This is a genomic window from Marinitoga hydrogenitolerans DSM 16785, assembly GCF_900129175.1.
Classification (GTDB): domain Bacteria; phylum Thermotogota; class Thermotogae; order Petrotogales; family Petrotogaceae; genus Marinitoga; species Marinitoga hydrogenitolerans.
The window spans coordinates 13,639-27,670 of sequence record NZ_FQUI01000031.1 but is presented as its reverse complement, the minus strand read 5'-3'; the positions used below and the strand labels follow the sequence as shown (position 1 = coordinate 27,670).

13 protein-coding genes and 1 pseudogene are annotated in these 14,032 nt (G+C 24.0%); 6 read left to right on the top strand and 8 right to left on the bottom strand.

From position 1 onward, the window contains the following. The 3 genes and pseudogenes from BUA62_RS08430 to BUA62_RS08420 form a co-directional block, all read right to left on the bottom strand. Positions 1 to 216 (bottom strand): annotated as a pseudogene (locus BUA62_RS08430) (hypothetical protein); the annotation flags it as partial. A gap of 247 nt (positions 217 to 463) precedes the next feature. Further along, on the bottom strand, positions 464 to 1,609 hold the full coding sequence (locus BUA62_RS08425; protein ID WP_072865395.1) for an AAA family ATPase: 1,146 nt from the start codon (positions 1,607 to 1,609) through the stop codon (positions 464 to 466). 127 nt (positions 1,610 to 1,736) lie between these two features. Next, complete coding sequence (locus BUA62_RS08420; protein ID WP_072865393.1) at positions 1,737 to 2,423, bottom strand: hypothetical protein; 687 nt, start codon at positions 2,421 to 2,423, stop codon at positions 1,737 to 1,739. Positions 2,424 to 2,546: 123 nt separating this feature from the next. Between BUA62_RS08420 and BUA62_RS08415 the strand changes: the two genes are divergently transcribed. From BUA62_RS08415 to BUA62_RS08400, 4 genes are read left to right on the top strand one after another with little or no spacing between them, the layout of a single operon-like run. Beyond that, on the top strand, positions 2,547 to 2,774 hold the full coding sequence (locus BUA62_RS08415; RefSeq protein ID WP_072865391.1) for a hypothetical protein: 228 nt from the start codon (positions 2,547 to 2,549) through the stop codon (positions 2,772 to 2,774). Beyond that, the gene (locus BUA62_RS08410; protein ID WP_072865388.1) at positions 2,771 to 3,247 is read left to right on the top strand and encodes a hypothetical protein; all 477 of its coding nucleotides are present in this window, start codon (positions 2,771 to 2,773) and stop codon (positions 3,245 to 3,247) included. Before BUA62_RS08415 ends, BUA62_RS08410 begins: the two co-directional genes overlap by 4 nt. Before the next feature lie 11 nt (positions 3,248 to 3,258). Continuing rightward, positions 3,259 to 3,885, top strand: a complete 627-nt coding sequence (locus BUA62_RS08405) for a hypothetical protein (RefSeq protein ID WP_072865386.1) — start codon at positions 3,259 to 3,261, stop codon at positions 3,883 to 3,885. A gap of 32 nt (positions 3,886 to 3,917) precedes the next feature. Continuing rightward, positions 3,918 to 5,081, top strand: a complete 1,164-nt coding sequence (locus BUA62_RS08400) for a S41 family peptidase (RefSeq protein ID WP_072865384.1) — start codon at positions 3,918 to 3,920, stop codon at positions 5,079 to 5,081. A gap of 54 nt (positions 5,082 to 5,135) precedes the next feature. Here the strand turns inward: BUA62_RS08400 and nadC are convergent, their stop codons facing one another. From nadC to nadX, 3 genes are read right to left on the bottom strand one after another with little or no spacing between them, the layout of a single operon-like run. Then, a complete protein-coding gene (gene nadC / locus BUA62_RS08395) occupies positions 5,136 to 5,960 on the bottom strand; it encodes a carboxylating nicotinate-nucleotide diphosphorylase (RefSeq protein ID WP_072865382.1) in 825 nt (274 codons plus the stop codon). Between the two features lies 1 nt (position 5,961). Continuing rightward, positions 5,962 to 6,900 carry a quinolinate synthase NadA gene (gene nadA, locus BUA62_RS08390; RefSeq protein ID WP_072865401.1) on the bottom strand — a complete coding sequence of 313 codons (939 nt, stop codon included), beginning with the start codon at positions 6,898 to 6,900 and terminating at the stop codon, positions 5,962 to 5,964. A 7-nt stretch (positions 6,901 to 6,907) separates the two neighbouring features. Further along, positions 6,908 to 7,666 carry an aspartate dehydrogenase gene (gene nadX, locus BUA62_RS08385; RefSeq protein WP_072865380.1) on the bottom strand — a complete coding sequence of 253 codons (759 nt, stop codon included), beginning with the start codon at positions 7,664 to 7,666 and terminating at the stop codon, positions 6,908 to 6,910. Positions 7,667 to 7,838: 172 nt separating this feature from the next. On the opposite strand from nadX, the gene BUA62_RS08380 reads away from it, so the two are divergent. Next, positions 7,839 to 8,216: an ArsR/SmtB family transcription factor gene (locus BUA62_RS08380; protein WP_072865378.1), complete on the top strand. Its 378-nt coding sequence runs from the start codon at positions 7,839 to 7,841 to the stop codon at positions 8,214 to 8,216. A 27-nt stretch (positions 8,217 to 8,243) separates the two neighbouring features. Next, positions 8,244 to 9,236 carry a M23 family metallopeptidase gene (locus BUA62_RS08375; RefSeq protein ID WP_072865376.1) on the top strand — a complete coding sequence of 331 codons (993 nt, stop codon included), beginning with the start codon at positions 8,244 to 8,246 and terminating at the stop codon, positions 9,234 to 9,236. A gap of 3 nt (positions 9,237 to 9,239) precedes the next feature. Here the strand turns inward: BUA62_RS08375 and BUA62_RS08370 are convergent, their stop codons facing one another. After that, positions 9,240 to 11,810, bottom strand: coding sequence for an efflux RND transporter permease subunit (locus tag BUA62_RS08370; RefSeq protein WP_072865374.1), 2,571 nt, complete (start codon positions 11,808 to 11,810; stop codon positions 9,240 to 9,242). 78 nt (positions 11,811 to 11,888) lie between these two features. Next, entirely contained in the window at positions 11,889 to 13,991 is a 2,103-nt protein-coding gene (locus tag BUA62_RS08365) for a heavy metal translocating P-type ATPase (RefSeq protein WP_072865372.1), read from the bottom strand. Between the last annotated feature and the right edge of the window lie 41 nt (positions 13,992 to 14,032).

Below are 14,032 nucleotides of genomic sequence, written 5' to 3'. Positions count from 1 at the left end.
CGGATGTTCATCAAATAATTTTTGAACTTTTCTATATGATTTTTTAGCCATTTTTAACAACATTAGAATTTTAAGAATAGCTTTATCTGAAAATTCTTTTTTTCTACCAAATGAGTATTTCGGTTCGTTAAAAAATATATCTATAATATTGAAAATAAATAAAATTTCTTTTTTTACAAAAGATGTATTGATTTCTATTCTTTTTTGTGCTAACATTGAATTGGGCACTCCTTTCTTTTGTTTTTTGGCTCAATTCAATGTTTCTACATTGAATCAAGGAGTGCCTTTTTTGCTTCTTACTAATTGGACGTCCTAAGAAAACTCTAAGTAAATACTAAAAATAAAACAAATTTATTGGAACATACCCTGGTGGAAGATGGTAATATAAAAACTCTGAGGATATTCCTCAGAGTTTTTCGACGTAGTCGACAACCTCGACAAGTTTCGACTATCTTCGACAAATTTAATTTATATACAAATATTTACTTTTTCCTGAAAGTCTGTAAATTCCATTTTGTTCAATTATTATCCCAGTTTTTAATAATTTATCAAAAATAGAATATGCTGTAGATCGTGGGAATTTTTTATTTTCTATCGCTTTTTTTAATATTTCTTCTCTCTTACCTGGAAACAAATCTTCATCTATCATTAATTTTTGTTTTTCTGTCAAAGAAATTTCATTTAAATACTCATTTACAATATTCTTTATTGTTTCTTCAGCAAACATTTTATCAATTTTACTTAATTTCTTAGATAATGCTTCAAAAATCAACTTTTGAGTTATCCAAAAAGCATCTCTCGGATTACCATCAGAATAATCTACAATTAGGTCTATTACACTTTCATCAAAATAATAAATAAATTCTTTTATTCTTTTTATAAGAATTTCCTTTATCTCACTATTAGTAAATTCTCTTAAGTATATAATATCTTTTATCACATTTTCTAAATTCCCACTCTCATTTCTATGCATTCTATCAAATTTATATTCTCTATATATAGAATATGGCAATGAAACCATAACAACAAAACCTTCCTTTTGTAATTCCAATTTTAAATTATCTAAAACTAATAAAACTTCTTTTTTGCTTTCTTTATCTAGTTCATCAATTATTAAAACAACCTTTTTATATTTTTTTATCAACTCATCAGTTAATTTATTCAAATATTCTTTAGCTTTAAAATAATTAAACCTTGGAATTTTATGTTTTTGATTAGATATATCTCCATTGCCAAAAAAATTTATTCCTATTGCAAACCCTTTTATATAAGATATTTCCTCTAAAATCCATTCTTTTATTTCACTGGATATTTCTATATCTTTTTCTGTTTTTACAGATATATTATATAAAATATCGTATAATATTGTATCCTGACTTTCTCTTTGAGATAAAGATATTTTTATAGTATAAAAATCTGTATGTATGTTGTTTATAACTGTGGTTTTGCCTATACCAGTCTCTCCACATATTCCATATATTCCATATGGTTGATAATTTATAATCAAATTAATCAACTCAAATTCTTTATCTCTATTTACAAGTAAATTTTTATTTTTTTCATCTAAAGGTTTATCTATAAGTCTTTCTATTATTTTTCCTAATTCCATTATTACACCTCTTTGTATAATATTATAATTTATTATTTACATATATTATACCATATTATCTTCGACATAGTCGACAACTTCGACAAGTTTCGACTATCTTCGACAATATAAAAACTCACAAATTTTTTTATTTCATTATTGACGGACTTTCAAAATTGGTTTTTATAAACCAAATATGTAATTTTATTCCATTTTCTTCTTCTATTATATATTCAAAATCTTTTATAGTATCCGAATATATTATCAGCCATCCCTCTTTTAACCCTTTTCTTTTTATATACTCTTTTATTTGTTTTTTTGATTTTTCATAATCATTTCCTGTTATGTTTGCTTTTACTTCTATTAAGTATTCTTTGTTATGTATATTTATTAATAAGTCTACTCTTCCTCTATATCTTTTCATTAATTTGTTTAAATCAAGTGTTCCGTCTTCTTTTAGATATGGTTTTGTTGTATCTTTTATTGTTGCCATATAAGTTTTTTCAGCATTAATTTCTGGTTTGAAATGATTGTATAACTTTTTATAATATAACGATACTTTTACACAACATTTACCGTCACAATCATCTATTACCTCATTTAAATATAGGAATTTTATTCTATCATCACTTATATCAAACTCAACACTTTCTAGTTCAAATAGAATTTTCATCATTAATTCTTTTACTTTTTCATCAAATATTTGGCCTGTTTCCTTTTCGTGTTGGTTTAGTAAATCATATACTTGTTCTTTGGTAAAGTATGGTACTTCTAAATGTTCTGCTATGTTAAATGGACTAGCATTGTCTTCTAATATTCCTCTTAAATATCCCACGCTTATTAAAACTTACAATATTTTACATAAATTTTACATATTTTTTATCTTTTTTTTTTTTGTAAAATATTATTAAAATAATTCCCGGGAATTAAAAACTAACAACTACAGGGAGGTTAGAATATGATAACAAGATTAGACAATACTGGGGGAATATCAAATCAAATTCAATCATCAAATCAAACCCAATCATCAAATGAAACAACAAGTAAAAAAACAATAGCTGATAATATTGCTGAAACATTACGAAAAATACCAGAATCTACAAATTTTTGGGGTGATTTTGGTGCGGTTACTGCTGGTATTGGTGGAGATGGTCTAGTTTTTACATCATTTAATAATTTAAAATGATTAATTTTTTTGATTGGATTTTTAGTAAAAATTTAAATTCTAAATTTTACTTAATTGATAAAAATAAAAATATAATATCCAATACTCCTTTTAAAGTTATTTTAAAATCTAAGGATGCAAAAATTTACCAAAATAAAATTGTTAAATACATAAACTTTGATATATATCTTCATATATATTTTTATATGAATTTTAAATTAGAAAATTTTTCTATTTTGATTTTATTAAATGAAAATCATAATTTCAAACCTTTAATCGCTTATATTGACAGTACAAGTGATGTAGTAAATAATAATTTATTAAAATTTGGATATTTATTTATTCCATATAAATTATCAAGAAATACAGGAAATATAGAATTAAATATCTTCGTTAATGGAATACTTACAAAAAATTATAATTTAGATATTTTTACTGGTTCATATTTCAAAAAATTTTATTATTTTCCTAACATTATAGACTATAAATTTTAGGAGGAATTAAAATGAATACTCAAGATTTAAATGTAGAATACAGAGAATTTTTAAAAATAAAAAAGAAAAAGAGAAAGGTATTATACACGTTAATTTTTTTAACATTATTTCATATTATTATATTTATATCTTCAATTCAGAATAGTAATTTAGGACATTCCATAAGAAATTTTTCCATGTATATTTTTGTGGGAATTTCTTTAATATCGCTTTTTTCAAAAGAGATACGTTCATATTGGACTATAAATTTTAAGAAATTTTATGATAATTTTAAGGATTTCTCTTTAATCTTATTGATTGTAGCAACTCTATCAATTAAAATATTCACTAATTTATTTTTGAAAAAAACAACTAATTTTGATATTACAATATTTGTTTTTCTTTCACTTATCTCTTTTTTTTATTTTGTTGTTTTACAAGAATTTTTAACAAATTTATTTGAGAATAAATTTGTTAATTGTTTTGTTACCTCGTTTTTGTTTGCTTTGTTTTCTAATACTTTATTTACAGGGAATTATATTCCTTTCTATAATTATATGATAGGAGTTGCTTTCTCGTTAAGTGAATATTTTTTTGTTGGCTATATTACTCATAAAACCAAAAATTTTTATATCCCGGTTATTTTAATGTTAATTTAAATAGTTGAAATAATAAATTAAAGGATGATTATATGAAAAAAATAATTTATGTTTTTTTAGTTGTTATTTTACTACCTTTACTATTATTTTTAATATATCTAAAAGTAGATGTGAATGCCAAAATCAAAAAAAATAATTTAATAAATGAAACCTATAAATATTTAGAGAAATATTATTATAAAAATTTAGATACAAATTCATTACTAACAAATCTTTTATCTGGATTAAACAACAAATATGTGGGATACTTAGAATCTGGAAATAAAAAGTATAATCATGAATATAGATTAGGGTTTTATTTTCATTATGATTATGAAAGGTTTGTATTTACTGTAGATTTTGTTATAAAAAATTCCGAAGCATATAAAAAGGGAATAAAACCTAATGATATGATTATTGAAATAGATAATAATAAAATAATAGATATTGGTCCATATAAAGCTGTAAAATTACTGGATAGTAAAGAAATTGTTGAGCTAACAATTATTAGAAAAGAATTAGATACTCCTCGAAAAATAATTTTAAATAAAAAATATAATACGATTCCAACTGCTGTATTCACAAAATTTAATTTTAATGAAGAAAATATAGGTTATATAAAAATAAATTATTTTGAACAAGGAAATACAGTAAAAGAAGTAAGCAATATATTACAGGAAATCACTTTAAAAAAAGTAAAATATTTAATAATAGATTTAAGATATAATTTGGGTGGTGATTTTGATGAAGGACTAAAAGTATTATCGTATTTCACAGATAAAAAAATATTAGGAAAAATTATTTATAAGAATCAAAGTAAAATAATATATAGAGAGTCAATACCTTTTTTTAATAACTTAAACAATATAAAAAAGATTATTTTAGTAAATAAGTTTACTGTTTCAACTGCTGAATTTTTTACACAATTTTTTAAAGAAAATAAGTTAGCTACTGTAGTTGGAGAAAAAACATATGGCAAATCAGAATTAATAGGTTATTTTAATTTAGAAAATGGTGGAACTGTTTTTTTTCCTATTGGATACTTTGTTTCGGAAAAAGGTAAAAATATTTCAAAAACTGGTATATATCCAGACATTTATGTTGATGATCCGAATTTTGGAATATTTTTGGATTCTAAAAATTTAGAAAATGATACTGTAATAAAAAAAGCTTTAGATTTTATCTTTGAATATGAAAAAAATAAACAATATTTTTAAAAATTTTGTATATAAAATTACTTTGTCTATAAAAAGAAATTGAGGCAAAACACCTCAATTTTCTATTTCTAATGAAAAGTCTATATATTTTACTTCTGTTGTTAATTTTCCCATTGATATTATGTCTATATTATCATCAACATATTCAAGATAATTATTTTCATTAATTCCACCAGAAACTTCTATTATTATTTTTGGATATTCTCTTTTTAATTTTTTAGCTAATTTTTTTGCATTTTTTGAATCAAAATTATCAAGCATTATTATATCCACATTATTTTTAGCTGCTAAAAAAGCATTAGTTTCATTTTCTACTTCAATTTCTATTTTTTTAGTGAATGATTTATATTTTTTCACTACATTTATAGCATTTTCCACACCACCATATAATTTTATATGATTGTCTTTTATCATAATGCTTTCTGATAAATTCCATCGATGAGAATCTCCTCCACCATGTAATACAGCCATTTTTTCAAGATTTCCAAGTCCTGGAAATATTTTTCTAGTTGCAGCCAATCTGGTTTTTCCATCTATTTTACTTATTAAAGTATAAGTTTTTGTTGCTACTGCACTCATTAAGGAAAGTATATTTAACATAGTTCTTTCAACTATTAAAATGTTATAAGCATTTCCTCTTAGTTTACCTATAATTCCATTTTCAACAAAATCACCATCTTTAAAATAAAACTCTGCTTTTATTTCATATTCTTTTAATAATTTTTCTATTATTTCTATGCCAGACAACACAATATTAAAATTTTTTAAAATTATTTCTGCGGTAGTTTCTTTGTTTCTCAATTCATATGAAGCTATATCAAAAAATGAATTATCTTTTTCTATCCATTCTTTTAATAATTTTATTTCATATTCAAACATATTAACCCTCCATAAGTTTAAACATGTTTAATATAGGTATTTTTGCTTTTTCAATGATTTCTTCAGTTAAATTTATTTCATTATTTTCAAATAATAACGCTTCGTATACATTTTTCAAATTATTTTTTTTCATATTATTACATATTCCTAATTCTTTTAATGGATAAAATTTCTTGTTTTTAAAAGTTTTAGATAATTTGTGTATCATTCCAATTTCTGTCCCAATAATAAACTCTTTAGTTTCATCTTCTTTAGGGAATTTCATCATTTGACCAGTACTACCAATATATTCACATAAGTCTCTTACTTCTTTTTTTGCTTCTGGATGAACAATAATTTTTGCATCAGGATGTTTTTCTTTTGCTAATTTCACATCTTCTATAGAAAATCTATTATGTACATAACAATATCCTCTATCTCCAGGAATCGGTATAATCTTTTTACCTGTTTTTTCTGCAACATATGATCCTAAATTTTTATCTGGACCAAATAAAATTACCTCTGAATCTATTTTTTTTGCTATTTCAACAGCATTTGCTGATGTACATGTATAATCTGCTAACGCTTTACATTTTGCTGTGCTATTCACATATAATACTACAGGTGCATCAGGATATTTTTCTTTAAACTTTTTAATGAGTTCTGGAGTTAATGAATTTGCCATTGGACATGTTGCTCCTTTTGTTGGAACAATAATTTTCTTCGATGGATTTAATATTTTTAATGTTTCAGCCATAAAATCTACACCAAGAAATAAAATTCTATCATTTTCAATTTCTGTTGCAAGCCTTGCCAATTGCAATGAATCACCTGTAATATCTGAAATCTCTTGCAACTCTGGAATAACATAATTATGACCTAATATTGTATAATTTTTTTCTTTTTTCAATATTTTTATCTTTTCAATTAAATCTCTTGCAATAGCTGTTTTATTTATCATATTCATTTTATCCTCCTATTTTAAAATTCGAATATGTGTTTTTTAGTAAACTAACAATAGATAATGGAGCTAAATAACTGGTTTTCGGGTTTTTTGATGGGAAATTTTCAAATTTAAATTTGTAATTTCCAACTTTTGAATTTATTTCAACTATATGTATATTTCTTTCAACATTTGGATCTGCAATTATCCTTACATTAACTTTTTCAAAATCTCTTGCTGCCAAAGATAATGTAACAGCAACATTTACATTTTTTGGAAATTGTTTAATTGCTTCAATTGAATTCCCTTCAAAAATTATCTTTTCTTTATCAATATCAAGTCCAAAACTTTTTGGTGGTTTTCTTGTTGTTAAAGTTATTTTATTTAATTTATTATGAACAGCATTTATTAAATCTATTCCTCCTACAGCACCTGATGCAATATATACCTTACTATTAGAATTATTTAATTTTTTTACAAATTTATATCTAAAGATTTTATCTGCAAAAGCACCTGTACTCAATATCACAAGATTTTTGTTCATTTCTAAAATTTTTATCCCATACTCTTCTAAAGCTTCTACAGAAGCTACTTCTATAACAAAATCTACATTTAAATTATTTAAATCTTCTATATCTGCATAATCTATATTTTCAAATCTCTTTTTCAATATTTCTATTTTTTCTTTATCTTTATCAAAAAAATACGCTTTTTCTATACTATTTTCTAATTCTTCTAATATGATTTTAGCTGAATTTCCTGCACCTAAAAAAAATAATTTCATTTTTCTCCTCCTCAAAAAATTAATCATATTTTTTTATTTACTTTATTATACAACAAGTGTAAATAAATGTCAAATTGTGTTTTTTTATTTAATAAAATATAATTGACTAATCATACTATCTATGATATAATATATTTGAATAAGTATTCATATATAAAAGGTGGTGAAGATAATGGGTAAAATAAAAAATAAAAATGAAATTGATGTATGTCAAACAATTGAAGTCCATAACGAAATTATAAAAAAAGTAAGAGATAAAATTCCCGAAGAACGAATTTTAAATAAATTAACTGAATTATTTAAAGTCATTGGGGATAGGACAAGAATGAAAATTTTGTATACTTTATCTCAAGTTGATGAGATGTGTGTTTGTGATTTATCCTATGTTCTTGAAAAAACGCCATCTGCAATTTCTCATCAATTACGCGTTTTAAGACAAACTGATCTAGTAAAATTTAGAAAAGATGGAAAAGTTGTATACTATTCTTTAAATGACGAACATGTAAAAGAATTGCTTAAGGTCGGGTATATACATATAACAGAGGAATAATTTTAACTTTAGTTAGGAGGAAAAATAATGAAAAAAAGCCTTTTTTTTCTATTAATAATGATATTTACTGTTCAAATATTTTCGCAAAAATTTTTAATCCCTATCGAAAATTCATATATTACTTCTTCTTTTGGGGAGTATAGAGATACTGGAAATAAACCTCATTTTCATACTGGTATTGATTTTTCTTCATTTGCAAGAGTTGGATATCCTGTTAAATCTGCAGATGATGGATATGTTTATAAAATTTGGTTAAATAATAAGATTTATGGTAATACTATATTTATTTATCATCCTAATTATGACATTATAAGTGTTTATGCTCATTTAAGCGCATTTAACAATATCGTTGATAATATTGCTAATTCAACAAGAAATGAATTTGGAGATACTTTTACAGAAATTATATTTCCTGAAAATGAAATAATGGTTTCAAGAGGAGAAGTTATTGGATTTTCTGGAAAAAGTGGGGAAGCTACTGTTCCAAATGTTCATTTTGAAATTAGAAAAATTATAAAATCAGGAAACAAAAATACTGAAATAATAAAAGATGCTATTGAATTTGTTGATTATACTGAGTTAAGAGAAAAAAAATTAATGGCCTTAAAAATACGATCAGGAAAAAATACTATTGAATTAAAAGAAAATGAATTAGTTGAAATTCCTTTTTACACTATACCAAAACTTGAAGTTAATATACTACAATTTCTTGGAAAAAATACACGGATAATACCAAAATCTATTTCACTAAAAATTAATGATGAGCTTATATATAAAATTGAATTTGATCAAATACGACAAGATGAAATGTATTCGCCTGGTTTAGTTTTTGGACATGGTTCGACAATATTTAACTATTGGATAAAACTTTACTCATCATCAAATATTACTCCAATCAAAGTAAATAGATGGAATGAAATTCTTTTTGATTTAGGTAATAAAGCCTTAGCAGAATTGATATTAGAAGATATGTGGGGGAATATTAAAACATATAAATTAATCTTAAAAAAGGAGAGCTAAATTTTAAGCTCTCCTTTTTTTGAACAAATATTTATCATTACTTTTTTTGCTTTTAGGTTTTTCATAGCTTAATATAGATGTAATTACAAATATTGTAATTATATAACTAAAAATAACTCCTAATAATAAAAGAACTCCAAAACCAGCAAATCCTCTATATTTTGAAAGAATAAATGAACCAAATGCAACACCTGTTGTTAAAGTTGTCATAGTGATTGCTTTACCTGTACTAAAAATTGTTGTTTTTAAATTCTTTTCTCTTCTATATCTGTGAATTAAATGTATACCATCATCAACACCTATACCAATTATTAATGGTAATGCTATAATATTAACCACATTAAATTTGATTCCAAACCATCCCATCACACCTAACATAAATATTATGGACAATATCATTGGTATCATAGCTAAAATTGCATACTTTAAACTTTTCATATCTAAAATTAGTATAATAAATATAAATAATAAAGTTATTAATAATATTTTTTTACCTTCTTCTGCTGATATTTGAACAACCTTTAAAAATATCAATGCTGTTCCACTAACATCTTTAGAATTTAACTCCTTTAATTCTTTAAAATATTCCTTTTGATAATCAGAATTCCAAATATCTCCATTTGAATATGCTGTTGTTATTATCATTCCATTGCTACCTAAATAATTTGATTTAATATCTTCTGGTAAATTTTCCTGTGTAATGATTTCTTTATCATTTAAATTATTTTTTAATTTTAAAATTGTATTGATTATTTTATTCTGTATTAAATTTAAAGAGTCTTTATCTTTTTTTATTATTTTTTGAAGTACTCCCGATGTTGTAATTTCTTTTAATTTATTTCCTAAATCTTTATATCCTAATAAATTTAAAGATATTGATGCTTTTAATATGTTGAAATTCAATTTATTTATTTCTAACTTTAATTGATTTAAATCTAAATCACTTTTAACAATTTTAGTGTTTTTTATTTCACGTGCTTTTTTTATTCTTTCAATTTGTAAATTCTTATCAGGCAAAAATGGCACAATACTATCAACTTGATAAAATACCTTTAGTTTTTTTAATTTATTATATAATTCCCTTGCTTCAAAAATATTTTTATTTATAAATATTGTGTTATCTGGTGAGAAATTAAAATTTTCCAATATCTTTTGATTTAATTCCAAACTTTCTAAACCTTTTGCTTCAATTTTCATCATATCTTTTTCAAATTCAACTGCAGGTATTTTTATAAATGAAAATATTAATAACAATATTGTTATCAATAAAATTACTTTTCTATATTTTGAAATATCTATATTTATACTAAAAATTTTTCCTGGATCTTTGTATTTATTGCCATATCTATATAATAAAATTGTTAATCCAAAAATTGAAGCTAACAATGTAAAAATAATCCCAGAAGATAAAACAATTCCAAATTCTTTAAATCCTGGAAATGAACTAATTGCGAATATCCCCATACCAATTGCTGTAGTAATTGCACCAGCAATAATACCTCTGATATTTTTTTCAAAAATACCAATAATAGAATTTTTAATATTATATCCTTTATTTCTAAGCTCTATAAACAAAGAAATCATATGAATAGAGTAATCTATTCCTAATCCCGCTAATATTGCTGCCATCATAACAGTCATTATATTTAATGAGCCTACTGTTAATTGTGTAAATCCTATTGTCCATATAATACCTAAAATTAATGGAATAACTGCTAAAATCATATATCTAAAACTTTTAAAACCTAACATAAATATAGTAATAATTAAAAATATTGAAACTATTGTTGCTATACTCATATCTCTTTCGATAGTTACCATTTCATCTCTTGCTATAACTAATGTTCCTGTTAATCCAGCTTTTACATTATATTTTTCAGCTTCTTTTTTTATCGTATTTTCAATAGAATTAACTAAATTAACCACTTTTTCAATATCATTAGAACTAATTGTTGGTCTAATTATTATTAAACCAAAATTACCTTTTTTTGATAACAAATATTCTTCACCAAAAAGTAGTGATTTTAAATTTTCTTCAATATTTTCATTTTTATCTATTGATTCTAATAAATTTTTAAATGAATCCAACATATATTCAAAACGATACTTTTCTTGTATAGACATTTTATACCCATTTTTATTTTCTTCAAAAATTGCATTTAATGCTTTAAAAAAATCTACTATATTTGTTGATGTATATATTTTTTTAAAAAAATCTTGCTCTTTATCTTCAGTTAATAAAAATAGATTTTTTTCCAAAAATTCTATTGGTTGTTTATAATAAATAGCATCAATATGATCCATAGCTTTCAATTTTTCTGAAATGTTATTTATATAATTAATAATATTTTTTTTATCTCCCTCAATTCCTATGATTATATTATCAACACTTTTAAAATTTTTCGTTGCTTTTTTATATACCTCAACATATGGATCATCCTTAGGCAATAAATCTAAAAAATTGGGTCTAATAACAATCTTTGTTGATAAATATATTCCTACTAAGGTAATTAAAATTAGAATAACCGTTATAACTTTCACATTTCTTACTATAAACTTCCCTAAGTTTTTCATAAACTCACCTCGATTTCAAAAATAGACCGATTACTCGGTCTATTTTCATTTTATATTTTTTATATTTTTATATTTTTTCTATTTTTTTAAAATTCTCAATGAATTAAAAATAGCTATAAGAGTCACACCAACATCTGCAAAAACTGCGCCCCACATATCTGTTAACCCTAAAGCCCCAAGAACTAAAAATAATATTTTTATTCCTAATACTAAAATTATATTTTGCCATGTTATTTTCATAGTTTTTCTTGAGACTTTAATAGAATCTATTAGCTTTGAAACATCATCATCCATTATTACAACATCAGCTGCTTCAATTGCTGCATCTGAACCAAGTCCTCCCATTGCAATTCCTACATCTGCTCTGGTTAATACTGGTGCATCATTTATTCCATCTCCAACAAATGCTGTTGATATACCATCATTATATTTTTCAAAAAACTTCACTTTATCTCCTGGTAACAATTCTGCAAAATATTCATCAATTCCTATTTTTTTCGCAACATCTTCAGCGACTTTTTTATTATCTCCTGTAAGCATTACTGTCTTTTTAACTCCCAATTTTTTTAATTCTTTAATAACTTCTTTTATACCTGGTTTAATTTTATCTGAAATTCCTATGTATCCAACAAACATTCCATCTACAGAGACAAAAACAATTGTTCCATTAAAATTAATTTCAGGTATTCTTATATTGAATTTATCCATTAACTTTTTATTTCCTACAAGAACATCCTTTCCTTTAATTTTCGCTTTTATCCCATGACCAGAAATTTCTTCATAATCTTCTATAAAATTCTTTTCGAAATTTTTTCCATACTTTTTCTTTATTGAATCTGCAATAGGGTGATTAGAATGTTCTTCAGCATATGCAGCTATTTCTAAAATCTCATCTTCGCTTATTCCATTATATGTTTTTATTTCAACTACTTCAAAAACACCTTCTGTTAAAGTACCTGTTTTATCAAAAATAATAGTATTTAAATTTTTTAAAACTTCTAAATAATTTCCTCCTTTTACAAGAACACCCCTCTTAGATAATCCGCCTACACCTGCAAAATAACCAAGAGGTATCGATACTACAAGACCACATGGACATGAAATTACAAGAAATATTAATGCTCTATATATCCATTCATTAAATGGAGCTCCTGTTAATAACGGCGGTAATGTTGCTAAAGCTATAGCTAAAAATACAACAACTGGTGTATAATATTTAGCAAATTTAGTTATAAGTTTTTCTGTCTTTGCTTTTTTTGCAGCAGCATTTTCTACCATATCAAGAATTTTTGATATTGTTGATTCTGAATATTCTTTCTCCACTCTTATTGTTATCAAACCATTTAAATTTATAAATCCACTCATAACTTCATCGTTCTCTTTTATACTTCTTGGAAGAGATTCTCCTGTTAAAGCTGATGTATCTGCCATTGAATTTCCTTTTATAATTACACCATCAAGAGGTATTCTTTCTCCGGGTTTTACTACTATTAAATCACCTTTTTTTACATCTTCTGGAGATACTCTAACTTCTTTACCGTTTTTTAATAAATTAGCATAATCAGGTCTTATATCTAAAAGCGCTTTAATAGATCTTTTAGAATTATCTACAGCAAGATCTTGTAATAATTCTCCAATTTCAAAAAATACCATTACACCAACAGCTTCTGGATATTCTCCAATTGCGAAAGCACCAAGTGTCGCTATACTCATCAAAAAATTTTCATCAAAAACATTTCCTCTTAAAATGTTTTTGAATGATCTTTTTAAAACTTTACCTCCAGATATTAAATACGCTACAACATACAATATAACTTTTAAATAAAATGGATCTTTTAAAAGAAGTGCTGTTATAAATATAGCAAGTGCTGAAAATAATCTTATAATTTCAAGCTTTTTATTAAAACCTTCTCCATGATTATGTTCATGACTGTGATCGTGATCATGATTATTACTATGTTTTTCTTCTTTTTCGTATACATCTACTTCAGATTCTATTTTTTTTACTAACTTCTTTATTTCTTCTATCTTATTTTCATCATTAACTTTTACTGTTAATGTTTTAGTAATAAAATTTACCGTGACATCTTCAATGTCATTAAGTTTTTTCACATTTTCTTCAATTTTTGCCGCACAACTTGCACAATCTAATCCTTCAAGCATTAATTCTTTTTTCTTCATAATATTCCTCCTTCAATTGAATATTTGAATATTCATTCATA

Coding starts and splice junctions, on each gene's coding strand:
- BUA62_RS08380 (WP_072865378.1), top strand. CDS start 7,839: ATGGGTAAAATAAAAAATAAAAATGAAATTGATGTATGTCAAACAATT.
- BUA62_RS08370 (WP_072865374.1), bottom strand. CDS start 11,810: ATGAAAAACTTAGGGAAGTTTATAGTAAGAAATGTGAAAGTTATAACG.
- BUA62_RS08400 (WP_072865384.1), top strand. CDS start 3,918: ATGAAAAAAATAATTTATGTTTTTTTAGTTGTTATTTTACTACCTTTA.
- nadC (WP_072865382.1), bottom strand. CDS start 5,960: ATGTTTGAATATGAAATAAAATTATTAAAAGAATGGATAGAAAAAGAT.
- nadA (WP_072865401.1), bottom strand. CDS start 6,900: ATGATAAATAAAACAGCTATTGCAAGAGATTTAATTGAAAAGATAAAA.
- BUA62_RS08415 (WP_072865391.1), top strand. CDS start 2,547: ATGATAACAAGATTAGACAATACTGGGGGAATATCAAATCAAATTCAA.
- BUA62_RS08410 (WP_072865388.1), top strand. CDS start 2,771: ATGATTAATTTTTTTGATTGGATTTTTAGTAAAAATTTAAATTCTAAA.
- BUA62_RS08405 (WP_072865386.1), top strand. CDS start 3,259: ATGAATACTCAAGATTTAAATGTAGAATACAGAGAATTTTTAAAAATA.
- BUA62_RS08425 (WP_072865395.1), bottom strand. CDS start 1,609: ATGGAATTAGGAAAAATAATAGAAAGACTTATAGATAAACCTTTAGAT.
- nadX (WP_072865380.1), bottom strand. CDS start 7,666: ATGAAATTATTTTTTTTAGGTGCAGGAAATTCAGCTAAAATCATATTA.
- BUA62_RS08375 (WP_072865376.1), top strand. CDS start 8,244: ATGAAAAAAAGCCTTTTTTTTCTATTAATAATGATATTTACTGTTCAA.
- BUA62_RS08365 (WP_072865372.1), bottom strand. CDS start 13,991: ATGAAGAAAAAAGAATTAATGCTTGAAGGATTAGATTGTGCAAGTTGT.